The organism is Sphingobium rhizovicinum (assembly GCF_042647625.1).
In the GTDB taxonomy this organism is placed as follows: Bacteria; Pseudomonadota; Alphaproteobacteria; order Sphingomonadales; family Sphingomonadaceae; genus Sphingobium; species Sphingobium rhizovicinum.
In genome coordinates, this window is record NZ_JBHRVU010000004.1 from 2,013,622 (window position 1) to 2,033,155 (window position 19,534).

The window sequence follows — 19,534 nt, forward strand, 5'->3', positions numbered from 1 at the left end:
TCCCTTCCGCTCCGGCAATAATCCCTCCCCAAGGGCGCCGGGCATAAAAGAGGGGCGTCGCTGGTCCCCCCGGCGGCGCCCCTTATTTCATGGCTGTTGCTGCCTGATCTGGGCAACCAGTCGCCGCAGCGCTTCCTGCATGATGTCATCAGGCGGCATCGCCTGATCCTTGCCCAGCTTGATGGTGACGCGCGCCACCTTATCGGGTGAATGCTCCGCTTGCGTGGACCATGCAAAGGCGAAATCGGCCTTCCCGGACAGCGCCTTCCTGTCCCCCATGCCCATGACACCCCATGATTTCGCGCACAGGCTGACGGATAATGACTGAAGCCGGACGGTAAGCGTGCCGTGGTCCGTCTGATCGCCTTCAGCCATCACCTCCTGAAGCCGCACCGCAAGATCGGCATCCGACCGCAGAAAATCCCTGCCGTGCAAATTGCCATTGGGCAGGCACAGCAACCCGGCGCGCACCGGGCCGACAACGTCCGACAGTGGAAAGGCAATCGAGGCGCGCGGGGCTGCCGACGCCGCAGCGGCTTGCGACAAAATGGGCAACAGCATGGCGACAATGCCGCCGATCAGCATGCGATGATCCGGTCGCATATTTATGGCCCCCGTTCGAAAGGCCATGAAACATGGATCATCCCTCTACTCAAGCCAGATCAGCTGCAGCCTGGAGCAGGATTTAAGTGAGACTGATGGAAAACATCCGTTCGCTTCGAGCGCAGTCGAGAAGCGGATAGAGCAGCGCCTATAGTTAGCTTCGCTGAACTCGGCTCTGCTTCGTTTCTCGACTTCGCTCGAAACGAACGGGTCTTGATAGATTGATCCCAGTCTGGCGGCCTGATCAGCCCGCCAGCGCTTTCTTCACCAGTTCGTTGACGACCTGCGGGTTGGCCTTGCCCTGCATCGCCTTCATCGTCTGGCCGACGAAGAAGCCGAACAAAGCTTCCTTGCCGCCACGATACTGCTCGACCTTGTCGCCATTGTCGGCCAGCACCTTGGCCACCGCCGCCTCGATCGCGCCGGTGTCGCTGGTTTGCTTCAGGCCCTTTTCCTCGACGATCTTGCCCGGCTTGTCGCCCGTTTCCAGCATGATCTCGAACACCTGCTTGGCGATCGTGCCGCTGATCGTGCCGTCGGCCACCAGCGCCAGCAATTCCGCGCCTTCTTCGGGGCTTACCGGGCTATCTTCCAACGATTTGCCAATACGGTTGAGCGCGCCATACAGCTCCGACAACAGCCAGTTGGCCGAAGCCTTGGCAACGTCACCCTCGCTCTTCTTCTGGATGCGCGCGCCTTCAGCCAGCAGCGCCTCGAACCAGCGGGCCGTGTCGGCATCGGCCGTCAAAGTCGCGGCATTATAGGCGGACAGGCCCAGAGCGCCTTCGTAACGCGCCCGCTTGGCGTCCGGCAGTTCGGGCAGCGACTGGCGGCATGCCTCCAGGAAAGCGTCGTCCAGTTCCAGCGGCAGCAGGTCGGGATCGGGGAAGTAGCGATAGTCATGCGCATCTTCCTTCGACCGCATCGATCGCGTTTCGTTGCGATCCGGGTCATAGAGGCGCGTTTCCTGCACGATCTTGCCACCGGCCTCCAGCACGTCGACCTGGCGGTTCGCTTCATGCTCGACCACGGCCATCACGAAGCGGACCGAGTTCACATTCTTGGTTTCGGTGCGGGTGCCGAACTCCTCGCCCGGACGACGCACGGAAACGTTCACGTCGGCGCGCATCGAGCCCTGATCCATATTGCCGTCGCACGACCCAACATAGCGCAGGATCGTTCTGAGCTTCGACAGATAAGCCCCTGCTTCGGCAGGAGAACGCATGTCCGGTTTCGACACGATTTCCATCAGCGCCACGCCGGAACGGTTGAGGTCGACATAGGAGCTGGTCGGATGCTGGTCATGCATCAGCTTGCCGGCATCCTGCTCGACATGGATGCGCTCGACGCCGATCCGCTTGGTGCTGGCCTGCGGGTTCTTCTCATCCAATACGATGTCGATCGCACCTTCACCCACGATCGGGTGATAGAGCTGGCTGATCTGATAGCCCTGCGGCAGATCGGCGTAGAAATAATTTTTGCGGTCGAAGCGCGACCATTTGTTGATCTGCGCGTCGATCGCCATGCCGGTGCGCACCGCCTGACGGATGCATTCGCGGTTGGGCACGGGCAGCATGCCGGGCATCGCCGCGTCGACCAGGCTAACCTGCGTGTTCGGCTCTGCGCCAAAAGCGGTCGCCGCGCCCGAAAACAGCTTGGCGTTCGACGTCACCTGCGCATGGACTTCCAGGCCGATCACGACCTCCCACTCGCCGGTTGCGCCCTGAATGCGATAGGTTGATTCAGTCATCTTTTCACACCGTCATCCCAGCGAAGGCTGGGATCTTTCTCGTATGTCGTGCCACATCGCCTGAGATGCCAGCCTTCGCTGGCATGACGATGATTATTTACCACCACTTGTCCGGCCGCGCCGTGAAACCCGAACGCTCCTCGATCGCGAGGGCCGCGTTCAGCACGGTCTGTTCGTCCAGCGCCTTGCCGATGATTTGCAACCCGATCGGCAGCCCGGCGGAATCCAGCCCGCCCGGCACCGCCATCGCTGGCAGCCCCGCCAGCGAGGCCGGCACGGTGAAGACGTCGTTCAGATACATGGCCAGCGGATCGGCCTGCTTCTCGCCCAGCGCGAACGACGCGCTCGGCGCGGTCGGCGTCAGCAGCAGGTCGCACTTTTCGAAAGCCTGCTCGAAATCGCGCGCGATCAGCGCCCGCACCTTCTGCGCCTGCGTATAATAGGCGTCATAGAAGCCCGCCGACAGCACATAGGTGCCGATCATGATGCGGCGCTTCACTTCCGGCCCGAAACCGGCAGCGCGGGTCGCGGCATACATGTCCTGCAATCCCGCCCCATCGGGCAGGTCGCGCTGGCCATAGCGCACGCCGTCATAGCGGGCGAGGTTCGAGGAAGCCTCGGCCGGGGCGATGATATAGTAAGTCGGCAGCGCATATTTGGTATGCGGCAGCGACACTTCGACCACCTCGGCACCCGCGTCCTTCAGCCAGGCGATGCCGCGATCCCACATGGCGGAGATTTCTGCGTTCAGGCCATCGGGGCGATATTCCTTGGGAATGCCGACCTTTTTGCCCTTGAGATCGCTCGACAAATTGGCTTCCCACTGGGGCACGGCCAGATCGAGCGAGGTCGAATCCTTGGGATCGAAGCCCGACATCACCTCCAGCAGGATCGCATTGTCGCGCACCGTGCGCGCCATCGGCCCGGCCTGATCCAGCGAAGAGGCGAACGCCACCACACCCCAGCGCGAGCAACGGCCATAGGTCGGCTTGATGCCGCTGATGCCGGTGAAGGCGGCCGGCTGACGGATCGAACCGCCGGTATCGGTGCCGGTCGCCGCCGGGCACAGCCGCGCGGAAATCGCCGAAGACGAACCACCCGAAGAGCCACCCGGCGCCAGCGCGGCATTGCCGCCGTCATTCCGCCGCCAGGGCGAGATCACATTGCCAAAATAGCTCGTCTCGTTGGACGAACCCATGGCGAACTGGTCGAGGTTCAGCTTGCCCAGCATCCCCGCACCGGCTGCCCACAGCTTGCCCGACACGGTCGATTCATAGGTCGGCGTGAAGCCTTCCAGCATGTGCGACGCGGCGGTCGTCTGCACGCCCTGCGTGCAGAACAAATCCTTCATGCCGATCGGCACGCCGGCCAGCGCACCCAGCGTTTCGCCGGCGGCCTTCGCCTTGTCGGCCGCGTCAGCGGCTTCCAGCGCCTTTTCGGGCGTTTCCACGATGAAGGCGTTCAGCGCCTTGGCCGCGGCGACATTGGCGTTGAAGCCTTCCGCCACTTCGCGCGCCGAAAAATCGCCTGCACGAAAGCCGTCGCGGATTTCCGCCACGGTAAGATCAGTTAAATTGGTCATGCCCCAACTTCCGTTCGCCCTGAGCCTGTCGAAGGGCTGCACTTTTCTTTCAAGAAGGACTGGGCTTCGACAAGCTCAGCCCGAACGGGAATAAAAAAGGTCACTCGATCACCTTTGGCACCGCGAAGAAGCCATGTTCGGCCTGCGGCGCATTGGCCAGCACCTTGTCGCGCACATCGCCATCGTTGATGACGTCGTCGCGTAGGCGTTGATGGTTGGGGATGACGGCCGTCATCGGCTGCACGCCGGTCACGTCCACCTCACCCAGTTGCTCCACCCAGCCAAGGATGTTGTTGAGTTCGGGCACCATGGCTTCCGCTTCTGCATCCGTCACCGAAATGCGCGAAAGGCTGGCGATCTTTTTCACGGTCTGAAGGTCTATCGACATGGGCCAAGCCGCTAGCACCCGCACCTGCCCGCTTCAAGCGGGTTTAGCGCGCCGCCTCTTCCCCTTGCTTCGGTTCCATCCATGCGCCAGACAGGGGGCGACAATTTCGGAGAGCATGGGTGGCGCGCAAATTTCTCTACGTCATCGCGACCCTGGTGGTGCTGGTGATCGCCGCGCTGCTGGTCTATCGCGTCTGGGGCATGCAACTCATCCGCATGGTCATGGTGCCGCGCGAGCCGTTCACCCAGCTTCAGCCGCTCCCCGCCGATGCCTATATCGACGCGAAGATGTGGATCGCCCGACCGGATATAGAGAAGGACAATGCTGCACTCTGGACTCCGGCCGGCGTCGCGAAGATCGCGACCCCGGGCAAGGCCGCGATCTTCTTCATCCATCCCACCAGCTACATCACCACATTCGGCGATTCCCATTGGAACGCTCGGCTGGACGACAAGGAGGCGGACGCCACCGCCCGCCGTTTCGTCATGGGACAGGCCAGCGCTTTCAACGCCGCCGGCGCCATCTGGGCGCCGCGCTATCGCCAGGCCAATTATGGCGCCTTCCTGACCGACAAGCCCGCCGGCGATCAGGCGCTGGACGCCGCCTATCGCGATGTGGCGCAGGCTTTCGCCGCTTTCCTTAAAGCCAACCCGAACGGCCCGCTCATTTTGGCCGGGCATAGCCAGGGGTCGCGCCATTTGTTGCAACTACTGCGCGAACAGGTGGCGGGAAAGCCTGTCGCTGACCGGGTCGTCGCCGCCTATGTGGTCGGCTGGCCTGTCTCGGTGGAGGCGGACCTGCCTGCGCTGGGCCTGCCCGCCTGCGCTGGACAGGCGCAGGCCCACTGCATCGTCAGTTGGCAAAGCTATGCCGAACCGGCCGATCCGTCCGCCGTGCTCGAAAGCTTCGAGCGCAAGACCGGCTATACCGGACGACCGCGCAAGGGCACCCACATGCTCTGCACCAACCCCATAACCGGTGCCTTTAATGGCAAGGCCCCGGCCAGCGCCAACAAGGGCACGCTCGACGCGCGCGAACAGGGTCAACCGCCCAAGCTCGTTACCGGCGTCGTGCCCGCCCGCTGCGATACCAGCGGCGTGCTGATGATCGGGGAGCCGGTCGACATGGGTCCGTTCACGCTGCCGGGCAATAACTATCATGTTTATGACTACAGCCTGTTCTGGGGCAATGTGCGCGAGGATGCGCAGAAACGACTGGCGGCCTTCATGAAGAAGTGACTTGCGACCGGAAAAGTGACAGGGGGGCACCCCATGACACTGGTAACAACGGATCGCGTCGCCTTTCGGGAGGCTTTGCCGCAGGGCGGGCGGCTGATCGGCATGGATGTCGGCACCAAGACGATAGGCCTGGCCCTGTGCGACGCCCACTGGACCATCGCCAGCCCCGCCTACACCGTCAATCGCGGCAAGTTCAGCAAGGATAAACCGGCGCTCGCCAGCTTTATCGAACAGCAGCAGGTGAAGGGCATCGTCATCGGCCTGCCGCTGAACCTGGATGGCACCAATAGCCCGCGCAGCCAGTCCAGCCGCGCCTTCGCGCATAATCTGGGCGATCTTGGCTATCCCATCCTGCTGTGGGACGAACGCTGGTCGACCCAGGCCGTCACCCGCACATTGCTGGAGGCCGACGCCAGCCGCGCCCGCCGCGACGAACTGGTCGATAAACTCGCCGCCAGCTATATTTTGCAGGGCGCAATCGACGGCCTGGTCGCCGGGATGGAGTGAGACAATGCTGCGCCGGACTTATTATAACATCGCCCTTGCCCTCGCCGCCTCTGCGCTGGCGCCCGCCACCGCCCATGCCGGCTTTTATTCGGGCGACGACCTCTACGCCGTCTGCACCGCGGACAAGGAAGGCAAGGACTATTTCGAAAAAAGCTATGAGTGCCTTGGCTATATCAGCGGCGCGGTGGACGCGTTCAACACAACGCGCGAAGCCAACAAACTCAAAAGCTGCATCCCCGGCGACGTGACCATCAACCAGTTACGCAACACTACCGTCGCCTATCTCAGCAAAAACCCGATCGACCGCAAGAAATCGGCGTCTTCTCAGGTCTTCGCCGCCACGCGCAAGGCATGGCCCTGCCCTACGGCCAAGCCGGCAACGAAGAAAAAGACGAGCCGCAAGAAGCGCTGAGCGACAGTCGCGGACTTTAAGAGCTGGCTTCCTTCAACCCACCAATGCCTAGGGTGACGAGAATGGCCACAAAGCCATCACATCCAGGGCCTGATAGAGAAGAATATTGGAGAACAGCCCTGCATCCGGACGGCCTCCCGCTGCCGCTCAGCCGCTAAAGCCGACCGACAGAAATTCGGGGACGGGACCATTCCAGCCCTCGTCCGGACCGTCTTCCGCAGCGTCGCGCCGACGCGGCGGCGGCGGAACGGCGCGCGAGTCCTTACGATCAGCACGAGGACGATCTTCACGGGGACGGTCCTCGCGCGGACCATCGGCACGGCGCTTATCGTCACGGCGGCGACCATCCTTGCGATCACGGTTTTCGGATCGACCTTCGCCGCGCATTTCCGCCTGCGGCGCATCCGCGCCAGCCGGCAGATCGGCATAGGCGATCTTGGTGCCGATCAACTTCTGAATATTGTCGATCGCCTCGGCATCCTCGTTCGTGACGAAGGTGAAGGCGACGCCCTTCGCCCCCGCGCGGCCGGTGCGGCCGATGCGGTGGACGTAATCGTCCGGGTGCCAGGGCGCGTCGAAGTTGAAGACATGGCTGACGCCCTTAATGTCCAAACCGCGCGCCGCGACGTCCGACGCGACGAGGATATTCACCTTGCCGTCACGGAAGCGCTCCAGTTCGGCGATGCGCGATGACTGGTCAATATCGCCATGGATTTCGCCCGATCTGTAACCATGGCGTTGCAGGCTCTTGTTGAGTTCGCGCACCGTGGTCTTGCGGTTGCAGAAGATCACCGCGCTCTGCACATCCTGCGCGTCGAGCAGCGCGCGCAGCGCCTCCCGCTTCTTGCGCGAATCGACCTTCACCAGATGCTGGGTGATGTTGGTGGAGGCGGTTGCGGGCCGCGCCACTTCGATCGACTTGGGATTGGACAGGAAGCGATCGGCCAGTTTCTTGATCACCGGCGGCATGGTGGCCGAAAACAGCAACGTCTGGCGCTGCGCCGGCAGCTTGGTGCAGATTTCCTCGATGTCGGGGATGAAGCCCATGTCGAGCATGCGGTCGGCTTCGTCGATGACCAGCATGTTGCAGCCGTTGAGCAATATCTTGCCGCGCTGGAACAGGTCCATCAGGCGGCCCGGCGTCGCGATCAGCACGTCGACGCCCTTTTCCAGCGCCTTGATCTGATCGCCCATCTGCACGCCGCCGATCAGCAGCGCCATGGAAAGCTTGTGATATTTGCCGTATTTCTCGAAATTCTCCGCCACCTGGGCGGCGAGTTCGCGGGTCGGCTCCAGGATCAGGCTGCGCGGCATCAGCGCGCGGGCGCGGCCATGGGCCAGGATGTCGATCATCGGCAGCACGAAGCTGGCGGTCTTGCCCGTGCCCGTCTGCGCAATGCCGATAATGTCCTTCATCATCAGCACCGGCGGGATCGCCTGCGCCTGAATAGGCGTGGGCGTGTCATAGCCGGCCTCGGTTACGGCCTTGAGCAATTCGTCGGAAAGGCCGAGATCGGCAAAAGTCATTCAATCGTCCGGGACAGGAGGTGGCCGGCGCGCGCGTCCACGCGACGGAAAATCGGCCGCGCATTGCGGAAATATCGGCCACTTGTCAAGAAATTCGCGTATTTCAAGGCCTATCGGGCCGCTTTAATCTTCTTCGTCGACCGGGATCAGCCGTCGGAAGCTGTCGATCGCGCAGCTAAGCCCGCTGCGCGCCTGCAGTTCGTCCCGGCCCGAACAGAGCGAGCCATCCTCGTCCGGCTCCACATAAAATCCGGAATAAAAGCCGTCGGAGTCGCAGCCCCGCTCCAGCCGGGCGCGGTAACGGTGATTGTCGGCCAGGATCAGATCGACGCCATTTTCCACGACGATGCTGGCGCCGCGAATCGATCGGAGCGCAACGCAGCGCGGCCCTTTCTTTTCTTCCCATGCCCCACGCGCTTCAGGCGTGATTCGCGCCGGCGCCTTGCCCCGTTTCGCCATCGGCACGCGAATGATGATGCGCTGCTGAATCGTGAGCTGCGCCATTTGCACAGGCTCAGCGCCGGGCGCGATCAACAGCAGCAGGACAGATGGAAGCAAGTCGGACCCCTTTTGGGAATGGCACGCTATCGCCTGATGGTTGAACAGTCGATGAATTCCGGGGCATAGCATTGTCTCATGATTGAACAGCAGATTATCGAACGCTTCGTCGCCCTGCTCGGACCAAAGGGCGTCATCACCGACCCGGACGATGTTGATCCATGGGTGCATGACTGGCGCGGACGCTATCATGGCGCGGCGAGCGCGATCCTGTCGCCGGTCTCCACGCAGGAAGTGGCCGATGCGGTGCGGCTGGCGGCGGAACTGGGCGTGGCGCTGGTGCCGCAAGGCGGCAATACGTCGATGGTCGGCGGCGCAACTCCACCGGCGGACGGCTCTGCGCTGATCCTGTCGCTGCGCCGGATGAACCGGATTCGCGCCTTGTCACCCGATGAAAATCTGGCCGTTTGCGAAGCCGGCGTGATCCTGAGCGTGCTGCATGACGCGGCGGAGGCGGCGGGACGGCGGTTTCCGCTGAGCCTGGGCGCGAAAGGCTCCGCCACGATCGGCGGACTGGTGTCGACCAATGCGGGCGGCACGCAGGTTTTGCGTCACGGCACGATGCGCGCGCTGGTCGAAGGGATAGAGGCGGTGCTGCCCGACGGCAGCATCTTCGATGGACTGGACGCGTTGAAGAAGGATAATCGCGGCTATGACATCAAGCAGTTGCTGATCGGGGCGGAAGGCACGCTGGGCGTCGTCACGGCAGCCTCGCTGCGGCTCGCCCCGGCGATCGCGGCGCGGGCGGTTGGCTGGGTCGGGGTGGAGACGCCGGCCGATGCGCTGCGCCTGTTGCGCCTGATCGAGGAGAGACTGGGCGACAGCGTCGAGGGGTTTGAGGTGATCGCCGACGAGACCTTGGGTTTCGTGCTGGGCCATATCCCCGGCACGCGCAGCCCGATCGAAACGCGCACGCCCTGGCATGTGCTGATCGAAGTCGACCATGCCGATCTGCGCGAACCCGGCCCGTCCGAACGGCTGGAGGGCGCTCTGGCCGACGCGTTCGGGCGGGGCATTGCGGTGGACGCCGCCATTGCCGCCAATGAAGCGCAGGCCGACGCCTTCTGGCGCATCCGCGAATCCCTGTCGGAATCGGAAAAGGCGCAGGGACCGGCGCTGCAATATGACATCAGCGTGCCGGTGGCGAAAATGCCCGCCTTCATGGTCGAGGCGGCGGCGGCGGCGGAAGCGAGCTTCCCCGGCACGACGGCTTCCTCCTTTGGCCATCTGGGCGACGGCAATGTCCATTTCCATGTTCGCGCGCCCAAAGGGACCAGCGACGGGCCGGCCTGGATCGCGGCACGGGGACAGGCGATCAACGCTTTCGTCCATGATGCGGTCGTGGCGGCGGGCGGCTCCATTTCGGCCGAACATGGCATTGGCCAGATGAAGCGGGCGGAACTGGGGCGGCTGGCCGGCCCGGCGCGAATCGGCGCCCTGCGCGCGATCAAGGCGGCGTTCGACCCCAGGGGGCTGTTCAATCCGGGGAAACTCATCCCATTCCCGGACGAGGGTTGATCCCGCGCCGGGCGCGAGCCGCCGACAAAGCGATTGCGCCCGGCCGGCAAGGCCTATATCGCCCTGCCCCAATGTGCCGACCGCAGCGTGCCCCGGTGCGCTGCATTTTTGAGAGAGAATGGACTGATCATGGCCAGCGCGCCCGCAAACTCCCTGCCGATCTTCTATAACGACCTGCTGCCGCTCAGTTCCGCAGACCATGCCGACTACAAGGTCCGCTCGGTCGAAGCCGCCCCTTTCCTGACGACGCAGCACGCCGTACCGCTGACGATCGACGAATTCGTGCCTGCGCAGCGCTTTGCGCCGATCATCTTCTCGGCCGGCGCCGATTCCGTGCCGCTGCTGCTGATGGGTCTCAATGAAGGCGTCAACATCTTCGTCGATGACGAAGGCAAGCTGCGCGGCCCCGCCTATGTGCCGGCCTATGTCCGCCGCTATCCCTGGATGCTGGCCAAGCTGCGCCCGGACAGCGAAGAATTGTCGCTCTGCTTCGATCCGACCAGCCCGGCCGTGGGCGCGTTCGAAGAAGGCCAGCCTTTGTTCGAAGAGGGCAAGCCCAGCGAACTGACGCAGGGCGTGTTGAAATTCTGCGAGGATTTCGAACAGGCTGCGGCCCGCACCGGCCAGTTCGTGAAGGATCTTCAGGACATGGATCTGTTGATGGACGGCGAAGTCGCGATCCAGACGCCGATTGCCGAACAGCCCTTCGTCTATCGCGGTTTCCGCATGATCAACGAGGAAAAGCTGCGCGACCTGCGTGGCGACCAGCTGCGCAAGATCAACCAGAACGGCATGTTGCCGCTGATCCATGCGCACCTCTTCTCGCTTCAGCTGATGCGCGACATCTTCGAAGCGCAGGTCGCCCAGGGCAAGGGGCCGATCGCCCTTCCCGCCGCAGCAGAAGCGGCCCCGGAGCCGACCGCAGCCTGAATGAGCAATTAACCCGAAAGGGTTGAAAAATTTGATAGATGGCAGGGCGCATCCCCCCTTGAAAGGCGGTGCGCCCTGTCCTATCTTCCAAACATATGGCGCACCTGCCCCCCTTTCGGGTGTGTCATATGGGCGCTTCCCCCTTTGGAAGCGTCTCCTCCCTGAACCTTGGCCACCCCATGCTTGCATGGGGTGGTTTTTTATGGGGTGGACAGGAAGGGGCCGGCGCTTTCGCTTGACGCGCGTGCCCGGCCTGCTAAAGCCCACCGCCTGCCGGCCGCCCAAGCGGCCCCAAGGCCCCTTCGTCTAGCGGTTAGGACGCGGCCCTCTCACGGCTGAAACACGGGTTCGATTCCCGTAGGGGTCACCAGACAGCCGCTGCGCTAGATGCCGGCCTTATCCATAAAGAGCCAATAACTTGGGGCATGTTTCGCCTTTGCGGACATTTTCCATCACGGCTGACCTTTATCCTGCGATATAACCGCTCGGCTCTCCGGCCGCAGCGCCATGCGCACTCCACTCCCTTTGCCGGCCTCAACGCCCATCTCTCCTTCCCGAGCCTGTGGGGCGACAAGCAACAATGGCGTTGCAGGCGAGGCAGTCCAACTCTTGCTGACAGGCGACATGACCCGCGCCTGCGCCATTTCGCTGCGGGATGCTTCTGCCTGGGCATTGAGCGCGGAAGGAAGAACGGGCGACTTGCCTGCGCTTCTGTGCGCAAGCGACAGCCGCGCAATACGATCAATCACCGGCTCTGCGCCGGTCTCCGCATTCTGAAAGGCCGGGGCAGTGCCCCACTCCCCGGTCCAGCGAAAGAAGAGATGGGTGCCGACTCTGGCGGTCTTGTCTAGGCTGGCGCTCCAGTGGGGCACGACCCAGTCGGTATGATAGTGGGTCGACAGGCCAACGGGCCTGAACACGGCGCCGTTCAGCGCCGCGCGCGCGATCGTACGGGCGCGGTCCCATGCCGCTGGAGATGGTGTTCGCGCCAGCGCACCGTCGCAGGAAAAGGTGAACTGACAGCCGGTCGCGCGTTCCTGCCCCTGAAAGACGACGCCGCATATGCTCTTGGGGAAAGCGGGGTGGCGCACCCGGTTGAGCACCACCTGCGCGACCGCCTGTTCACCGGTGGCATCATCGCCTGCTTCATAGATTTGCGCCGCCGCCAGACAATCGACCGCGCGCAACAGATTGCCTCCGTCGCCAGCGAAGTGGAACGGGCTGGCTGCCGGATTAGCGCGCGCAGAAAAAGGAATGGCCGCATTCATCGCCCGCGCCCTGTCGGTCGGCAGTATATGGTTTTCTCCTGCTTCTACAACGGGCGGCCGGATTGATGGCATGGCTCTGGCGAACGATGCGCGCGTCGGCAGATCCGATGCCGAAAGGTCAGATGCCAGAAAAGCGGACGATGGTCCGGGTGGACGCATCGGCGCAAAAGGTGCGGTGGCCAACGCCAAAATCGGCACGCCAGCCATGAAGCGGCCCGCCACGCCTGGCGAGGTGCGGGCCATGGCGGTTCGCTCAACCGGCGTCGCCCAGCCCCCGCTGGGGCTGGCGCGGCGCAATGGGAACGAAGGAGATCGGCGTGACCGACACGCCGTCCCGCGAAGCCGCCTCCCCCGCTTCGAACAGATGCTGGAGAAAGGAAATCATGGCGTGCCGCCCTCTCCCGCTCAGTTCCACCAGCATGCGGCGATGATCGCGCGGATCATAGCGCCGGACCACCAGTTGCGCTTCCTCCAGCCCTTCGATCCGGCGGACCGTGCCTGTGGCGCTCTCTCCAGAGATCGCCATGATGTCCTTGACGCAAAGCGTGCGCCCTTCCTCCGCCGTGATGAACAGTTCCAGCATGATGTCCCAGGCGGAATCGCGAAACACATGTTTGGGAAAATGAGCGGAACAGTGGATCCGCGCCTGTTGTGTCTGGCGAGCGAGGGCGAGCAACGACGCACGGGGCATATCCCGGCCCGGTGATCCCTCCATATGTCGTTCGCGCGAGCCCATGCAGTCTTCCTTGCATTGCGTTCTCGTGGAGCAGCCCGATGCTGCGCCTGTCCCGTTAACAAATTACCAAAGAAGGCAAATTTCTGCGGTCACATGCCCCCGACCATCTTCAGCCCGGCCCTTTCCTCCTCCTGCGCGCGGGTCTTCAGGCGACCGACCAGAGTATGCAGGCCACTGCCATGCGATCCCTTGACCAGAAGGATGTCGCCATCCTGCGAGCCCGCTACGAGATGATCGAAAAGCTGATCCACATGATCGGCATAAAGGCCCCGGCAGGCCGCCGGCAGCCCGGCCCAGAAAGATGTGTAGAGGCCGCCCATCACATGCGCCCGGTCGATCGCCTGATCGGCTATCAACGGCGCCAGCGCAGCATGATAGCCCGCTGCGTCCTGCCCCAGTTCAAGCATCTCGCCCAACAATGCGATCCGCCGACCACCGACCTGAGCGCCCAGCAGTTCCAGCGCCGCCGTCATTGATGCAGGGTTGGCGTTATAGGCTTCGTCGATCAACCTGATCCGCCGTCCGCCGATAGTCAGCGGCACTTCCTCGCCGCGTCCGGCGAGCGGGCGAAAATCCGCAATCGCCGCGACGCCGCGCCCAATATCCAGGGACAGCGCCGACAGGGTCGCCAGCACCGCCACGCTGTTGAGCGCCATATGCCGCCCCGGCGCCTGCAACATATAACGCACTGGTTCTGCGGGTGTCCGCACGCACAACTGTCCATCCTGACGGTCGATCAGGCGAAAATCGGCATCCGCCGTCTCGCCATAGGTGACGACATGCAGATCATGGGCCTGCGCCAGTGCGCGCACCAATGGCAATTCCGCCATGTCGGCGTTCAATATGGCAGTGCTGCCGGGCGCCATCCCTTCAAAAATGGCGCTCTTGCGGCGCGCGACGGTGGCAAGGTCGCGATGAAATTCCAGATGCGCAGCCGCGATATTGGTGAAAATCGCAACATCGGGGCGGGTCAGTTGCGTATTCTGCTTCATGCGCCCGATCGCCAGCTCCATCACGACGTGCGGCGTATCCCACGGGATGGAAGCCAGATTCCAGGCAATGCCATGAGGCAGATTTGCATTCATCCGCGTCTCGCCAACCGGGCCCCAGGGCCGCAGCGCCTGAGCCAGCATGGCGACCATCGTCGTCTTGCCCGCGCTGCCGGTCACGCCGATCAGCTTGCCCGCGATCATCTCACGCGCATGGCGGCCGAGCGCCAGCATCGCCGCATCATTGTCCGGCACCGCCAGCACCGGAAGGCCGCTGTCGGCATAGCGATCGGGTGCGCTGGTGATGATCGCGGCAGCCTGCGGCTTGACCCGCGCGATCAGAAGAGGGGCGATCCCCTTTTCTCCGTCCCGGCCGCGCATCACCACCATGTCGCCCGGCCTCTGACTGGGCGGATGGACGCACAGCCCCTGCGCGCGCCAGTCTGCCGGCGGCGGTACGACCCAGCGCCCTCCCGTCGCCTGCATCACGCTGCGCGGCGTCCAGCCCTGTTCTTCCGGCACGTCCTGCGCCGTCTGCTGCTCGATCAGATGGCGGCGATAGGAAACCAGTCCCGACAGATAATGTTCGACATCGTCGATGCGCACCCGAAAGGCATGATGCCGGATGAAGAAGCTGCCGACGATGCGCGCAGGATTGGCGTAGAACATCGCCAGTTCCGGCCAGAAATGGCCGTTGAGCAGATAATGCGCGCGGGCATGCAGGGCGCGGTCGAACCGGCCAAGGTCGATGCTGTCCAGCAAATGGCGGTGGTCCGGGTCAGTGGCCAGACGCGCGATCATCTGCTGCGCCGCCATCATCAGTTCCAGCAGCGTCGGGAAAGTGGTGATGCGATATTCCACGAAATCCAGATAGTCGCGGACATTGTCCAGCCCGAAACGGAACCAGGCTTCGGCGGGGCGATGCCGGGTCAGTTCGTTCGCGCAATAGCCCAGCCAATGATCATGGGCGCAGGCATGGCCCGCCGCGATGAAATGATCGAAGGCGCGGGCCACCGCGTCGATCCAGCGGCTGTCGCCGGTCAGGCCATAAAGGCGCATCAGACCAAAGGCCGCTTCGCCATCATAATAGATGATGCGAAAAGCCTGCTTTACCGCCAGCGACGGATAATCGAGCACATGGACGAAGCCGCCGCTATCCGCATCCTGCATGTGCAGGATGCCAGCCGCCAGCCGGTCCAGAAGGTCGCGATAGCGATCGATCGCGCATAATTCGCTATATTTGACCAGCGCCAGCAGGCAGACGGCATTGCCGCCCAGCTTGATCTCATTGCCCGGATCGATCAGGAAAGCGGCCTGCGTCCCGTCCGGCAAGATTGCGGGCCGGATCAGTTCCTGCTCCAGATAGGCCAGCGCCTGCTCGATCGCGACCAGCAGATCAGGATCCCGCGTGACTTCCCAGCTTTCCAGCATCGCATAGCAGCTGCTGGCATGGCGCAGGCTGTTATAGGCGGCGATCGGCCGGTCGAAACAAGGATGCCAGCCATAATGAAAACGCCCGTCCGCCTGCACCTGCGACGCCAGATAGCGGCTGCCGTCATCGATCAGGCGCAACAACAGGTCGGGATCGAGCCGATCGACGGTGCGACGCCCGGCATTGCGCCCCTGCTGGCGAATGACATGGAGGACGCCATCGCCGTCCATGAACAATCCCCCGGTCGAAAACAGCCATATCGGGTGATCATCACTGAAGTCGATCGCCCTGATGCCATGCCGCAGCCGGGCATAGCGCCGGAAATTGCCTTCGTTGACGACGGCCGTCGGATGGCCTTTGCCGCCATAAAGCATGGCGTTCGCATTGATCTCCGTTTCCAGAAAAGCGCGTTCCAGTTTCTCGTCCAGCGCGATGCCGAGGCGGAAATAATTGCGCTTGGTCGCCGCCAGTCGCTGGCGCAGGCCATGCCAGTCGGTCCGCTCGACCGCCCGAACCCAATCGACGCGCAGCCAGTCCAGCCGGTCGGCCGCCTGCATCAGATGCGGCAGGGCCGATTGCCAGCAGGATGCCCCGTCCGGGCCGGTAATGGTCAGCGTGCGGGCACGCGTCATACCGTCCGTGAAAGACAGGAACAGGACGACACAGGGGCTGCCGTCGATCAGGATGGCGGGAACCCTGTCCATTTGTTCGCCGATCGCGGCCAGCCTTTCCTCCAACGACACCTTCATCGTTCCCGCAGTCCTTCCCGCGCGCGGTTGAGCGGCTTGAGCAGATATTGCATCACCGTCTTGCTGCCGGTGTGGATGTCGACCGTGGCGATCATCCCCGGCACGATCGGGAAATGCTTGCCCGCCTTGTTGACCAGCGACACCGACCGCGTCCGCACGAACACGCGGTAATAATAAATGTCCGGATTCACCTCATCCTTGATCGTGTCGGGCGAAATGCTCGACACTTCGCCCTCCAGCCCGCCATAGATGGCATAGTCATAGGCGGTGATCTTCACGGTGGCGCGCTGGTTGGGATGGATGAAGGCGATGTCGCGCGGCGCAATCCGCGCCTCGATTAGCAACTGGTCGTCCAGCGGGACGATCTGCATAATCTCCCCATTGGGCGACACCACCCCGCCGATCGTCGACACTTCGATGCTCTTCACCACGCCGCGCACCGGCGAACGCAGCGTCAGGCGATTGAGCGTGTCGGACCGGCCCCGGACCACCGGGGCCAGCGCCTCCACTTCCTCGCTGACCTTGGCCAGATCCTGCTGCGCCTCGACCAGATATTGCGATCGCAGATCGGCCTTTTTCAGCGCCAATTCGGCGCGCTGACGTTTCAACCGCAGCACCTCGACATTGCTGGCCGCGCCGACGGAGATCAGGGATTCGCCGATCCCCACTTCCCGACTGATCAGCGCCAGCGATTCATCGATCAGTTTGTCGGCGCTGGCCAGACTTTGCCGTCGGTCCTGATAGAGGCGGGTTTCAGCGGCCTTGAGGTCGGGATAAGGATCAAGTTCGCGCGGAAAGACGATCGCCGTGCCGCCGACTTCCGCCCGCAACCGGGCTGCGCTGGCCAGGGCGGCGCGATATTTGGCGGCGCTCTCGTCCACCGTCGATCCCGCCTGCGTCGGGTCCAGTTGCGCCAATATCTGACCCGGCCGGACAATGTCATCCTGCTTGACCAGCAACTTGGCCAATATGCCGCCTTCCAGCGACTGTATCACCTGTTCCCGGCTGGTCGGCACCACGCGCCCGCTGCCGCTGGCCACCTCGTCCAATTTCGCAAACCAGGCCCAGGCAAAGCCAGCAACGAACAGGATGACCACCAGCCAGAGCAGCCGCTTCGCACCGATAAGGCGGCTGCGCCCCTCATCATCGAACCGCCATTCCTGATCAGTCAGGGCGATGCTCATGCCGCCCTCACCCGGTTATTCTGCATCGTGCGCAGCGCCGCATCGCGGGGCTGGTCGAGCAGGATTTTGCCATTGTCGATCACGATCACCCGGTCGACCAGTTCCAGCACCCGCATCCGGTGGGTCGCCACGATCAGCGTCCGCCCCTGCGCCCATGTCTTGAGGCCGGTGATGAAATGCCGCTCCGACACTTCGTCCATCGATGCGGTCGGCTCATCCAGCAGCGCGACAGTCGGGTGGCGCAGCAACAGGCGCGCCAGCAGCAGCGACTGGATCTGGCCGCCCGACAGGCCCCGGCCTCCTTCCAGGATGACATGCTCCAGCCCGCTGCGCAGGCGACGCACAAATTCCGCCGCGCCGGTCATCGCCAGCATGGACAGGATTTCCTCACTGGACACATCCGGCGCGCCCAAAGTCAGGTTTTCGCGGATCGTGCCATGGAACAGCCGGCTGTTCTGCGACAGAAATCCGACGTCGCGGCGCAAATCTTCAGGATCGACATGGTGCATCGCCAGATGATCGACCAGCACTTCACCCGAAATCGGAGGCAACATGCCCGACAGCGCCTGCAACAGGGTGGATTTGCCCGCACCATTGCGGCCAAGCAGCGCGACCTTCTCACCAGCGGCGATCTCCAGCTTGGGAATCGTCAGCGCAGGCAGGCTGTTCGGGTCGCCATAGCTGAACAGGCCGTCATGAATCGTCATCGCGCCGGCAATGGCGTTGACCGAAATTCGATGCTCCATATCCGGCCGATCGACGGGCAGGTCCATGATCTGGTTCAGGCTGCCCATCGCCACGCGCGATTGCTGGAACCGGCTGAGCAGCGACGTCACCTGCGACATCGGCGCCATCATCCGCGATCCCAGGATCGAGGAGGCGACCAAAGCGCCGGTCGTGATGTCGCCGGCCATCACCATCGGCGCACCGGCGCAGATGATGCCGGCGTAGACGCCATTCTGCACATTTTGCGTCCAGACCGTCAGGCTGTTGGTCAGCCCGCGCAGCTTCAACTGCGCCTCGCCCGCTTCGGCATTATAGCGGTTCCAATGCTGGCGGAACCGCTCCTCGGCCTGCAATGCCTTTATATCCTCTATTCCTTGCACCGCCTCCACCAGCATGGCGTTGCGCAACGAGGATTCACGCATCGATGCGGTGGCATAGGCGCGCAGGCGCCGCTGGACGAGCAGCCCCGGCAGGATCAGCAGCACCAGCGCGGCAAGCGGCACCAGCACCAGCGGGCCGCCAATGGACCAGAGGATCGCCAGAAAGATCAGAAAGAAAGGCAGGTCCGCGATCGCCGCGATCGTGGTCGACGTCAGCAGTTCGCGCACCTGATCCAGATCGCGCAATTGCGCGATGAAGGTGCCGGTCGATGTCGGCCGCGCCCGATTGCGCACGCGCAGCGCATGGCTGAACACCTTGTCCGACATGCGCAGATCCGCGCGCTTTCCCAATATATCGACGATGTTCATCCGCAGCCGGCGCAGCAGAAAATCGAAGCCGATCGCCATCGCCACACCGAACGCCAATATATAGAGGGTGGGGAAGGATTCCGCCGGCACGACCCGGTCATAGACCTGCATCGAAAAGATGACGCCCGACAGGCCCAGCATATTGGCGATGCAGGACGCCACCATCACCGGCACATAGGACCGACTGTCCTGATGCAGGATCGCGCGCAGCCAATGTTCGTCATGGCGGTGAATATAGGGATCGACGCGGGCGTCGGGGGCCGACCGGCTGGGCCGGGCGATCACCAGCAGGGCCAGTCCCTGCGCTATATCCGCGATCGGCAGTTGAATGTGCAGGCCGCCATCGCCCGCCAGCGACAGCGTCGCCACGCCGTCTTCGGATATGGCGGTCAGCAACGCCATGCCGCCATCGTCCATCCGCACGATGATCGGCAAACGCCAGCCCGACAACAGCTTTTCGCCGGCGGCCGGCACCCGGAAGCGGACCGACAGCCCCAGCGCGCGGGCCATGCCGCGCACGCGGGCATGCTCGTCCTGCGCGCCCGCGCCCGCCCCGGCCCACATTCCCGCCAGCCGCGCGCCCTGTTCGCTGTTGGGCAGGCCATAATGCCGCGCAACCTGTTGCAGCAGGTCCAGCCAGGCATCCACCGGCACCGCGCTGGCGACGGGCTGGACGGGCGGGGCCATG

General features: G+C 63.5%; 16 protein-coding genes and 1 tRNA gene. 6 read left to right on the top strand and 11 right to left on the bottom strand.

What is annotated here, in order from left to right; genetic code table 11:
* Positions 1 to 87 precede the first annotated feature (87 nt).
* From ACFOKF_RS10980 to gatC, 4 genes are all read right to left on the bottom strand, one after another.
* Entirely contained in the window at positions 88 to 603 is a 516-nt protein-coding gene (locus ACFOKF_RS10980) for a hypothetical protein (protein WP_380795623.1), read from the bottom strand.
* Between the two features lie 244 nt (positions 604 to 847).
* Positions 848 to 2,353: an Asp-tRNA(Asn)/Glu-tRNA(Gln) amidotransferase subunit GatB gene (gatB, locus tag ACFOKF_RS10985; RefSeq protein WP_380795625.1), complete on the bottom strand. Its 1,506-nt coding sequence runs from the start codon at positions 2,351 to 2,353 to the stop codon at positions 848 to 850.
* A gap of 97 nt (positions 2,354 to 2,450) precedes the next feature.
* A complete protein-coding gene (gatA, locus tag ACFOKF_RS10990) occupies positions 2,451 to 3,935 on the bottom strand; it encodes an Asp-tRNA(Asn)/Glu-tRNA(Gln) amidotransferase subunit GatA (RefSeq protein WP_380795627.1) in 1,485 nt (494 codons plus the stop codon).
* Between the two features lie 100 nt (positions 3,936 to 4,035).
* Positions 4,036 to 4,323: an Asp-tRNA(Asn)/Glu-tRNA(Gln) amidotransferase subunit GatC gene (gatC, locus tag ACFOKF_RS10995; protein ID WP_093015170.1), complete on the bottom strand. Its 288-nt coding sequence runs from the start codon at positions 4,321 to 4,323 to the stop codon at positions 4,036 to 4,038.
* 119 nt (positions 4,324 to 4,442) lie between these two features.
* Between gatC and ACFOKF_RS11000 the strand changes: the two genes are divergently transcribed.
* From ACFOKF_RS11000 to ACFOKF_RS11010, 3 genes are read left to right on the top strand one after another with little or no spacing between them, the layout of a single operon-like run.
* A complete protein-coding gene (locus ACFOKF_RS11000) occupies positions 4,443 to 5,561 on the top strand; it encodes a DUF3089 domain-containing protein (RefSeq protein ID WP_380795629.1) in 1,119 nt (372 codons plus the stop codon).
* Positions 5,562 to 5,594: 33 nt separating this feature from the next.
* On the top strand, positions 5,595 to 6,068 hold the full coding sequence (gene ruvX, locus ACFOKF_RS11005; RefSeq protein WP_380795631.1) for a Holliday junction resolvase RuvX: 474 nt from the start codon (positions 5,595 to 5,597) through the stop codon (positions 6,066 to 6,068).
* A 4-nt stretch (positions 6,069 to 6,072) separates the two neighbouring features.
* Positions 6,073 to 6,480: a Rap1a/Tai family immunity protein gene (locus ACFOKF_RS11010; RefSeq protein WP_380795632.1), complete on the top strand. Its 408-nt coding sequence runs from the start codon at positions 6,073 to 6,075 to the stop codon at positions 6,478 to 6,480.
* A gap of 147 nt (positions 6,481 to 6,627) precedes the next feature.
* Here ACFOKF_RS11010 and ACFOKF_RS11015 read toward each other — a convergent pair whose 3' ends face one another.
* Positions 6,628 to 8,007, bottom strand: coding sequence for a DEAD/DEAH box helicase (locus ACFOKF_RS11015; protein WP_380795633.1), 1,380 nt, complete (start codon positions 8,005 to 8,007; stop codon positions 6,628 to 6,630).
* A gap of 123 nt (positions 8,008 to 8,130) precedes the next feature.
* Complete coding sequence (locus ACFOKF_RS11020; RefSeq protein WP_380795635.1) at positions 8,131 to 8,565, bottom strand: hypothetical protein; 435 nt, start codon at positions 8,563 to 8,565, stop codon at positions 8,131 to 8,133.
* Positions 8,566 to 8,643: 78 nt separating this feature from the next.
* Between ACFOKF_RS11020 and ACFOKF_RS11025 the strand changes: the two genes are divergently transcribed.
* The 3 genes from ACFOKF_RS11025 (at position 8,644) to ACFOKF_RS11035 (ending at position 11,383) form a co-directional block, all read left to right on the top strand.
* The gene (locus ACFOKF_RS11025) at positions 8,644 to 10,083 is read left to right on the top strand and encodes an FAD-binding oxidoreductase (RefSeq protein WP_380795636.1); all 1,440 of its coding nucleotides are present in this window, start codon (positions 8,644 to 8,646) and stop codon (positions 10,081 to 10,083) included.
* 129 nt (positions 10,084 to 10,212) lie between these two features.
* Entirely contained in the window at positions 10,213 to 11,013 is an 801-nt protein-coding gene (locus ACFOKF_RS11030; protein WP_380795638.1) for a SapC family protein, read from the top strand.
* Between the two features lie 295 nt (positions 11,014 to 11,308).
* Positions 11,309 to 11,383: transfer RNA gene (locus ACFOKF_RS11035), tRNA-Glu, on the top strand.
* Positions 11,384 to 11,465: 82 nt separating this feature from the next.
* On the opposite strand, the gene ACFOKF_RS11040 is transcribed toward ACFOKF_RS11035, so the two are convergent.
* From ACFOKF_RS11040 to ACFOKF_RS11060, 5 genes are all read right to left on the bottom strand, one after another.
* Positions 11,466 to 12,200 carry a cell wall hydrolase gene (locus ACFOKF_RS11040; protein WP_380795639.1) on the bottom strand — a complete coding sequence of 245 codons (735 nt, stop codon included), beginning with the start codon at positions 12,198 to 12,200 and terminating at the stop codon, positions 11,466 to 11,468.
* 334 nt (positions 12,201 to 12,534) lie between these two features.
* Entirely contained in the window at positions 12,535 to 13,017 is a 483-nt protein-coding gene (locus ACFOKF_RS11045) for a MarR family transcriptional regulator (RefSeq protein ID WP_380795641.1), read from the bottom strand.
* An 89-nt stretch (positions 13,018 to 13,106) separates the two neighbouring features.
* On the bottom strand, positions 13,107 to 16,187 hold the full coding sequence (locus ACFOKF_RS11050) for a Mur ligase family protein (RefSeq protein WP_380795642.1): 3,081 nt from the start codon (positions 16,185 to 16,187) through the stop codon (positions 13,107 to 13,109).
* Positions 16,184 to 17,371 carry an HlyD family efflux transporter periplasmic adaptor subunit gene (locus ACFOKF_RS11055; RefSeq protein ID WP_380795644.1) on the bottom strand — a complete coding sequence of 396 codons (1,188 nt, stop codon included), beginning with the start codon at positions 17,369 to 17,371 and terminating at the stop codon, positions 16,184 to 16,186. The genes ACFOKF_RS11050 and ACFOKF_RS11055 overlap by 4 nt, the downstream gene beginning before the upstream one ends.
* Positions 17,368 to 19,533: a type I secretion system permease/ATPase gene (locus ACFOKF_RS11060; RefSeq protein ID WP_380797750.1), complete on the bottom strand. Its 2,166-nt coding sequence runs from the start codon at positions 19,531 to 19,533 to the stop codon at positions 17,368 to 17,370. Before ACFOKF_RS11060 ends, ACFOKF_RS11055 begins: the two co-directional genes overlap by 4 nt.
* Position 19,534 lies beyond the last annotated feature (1 nt).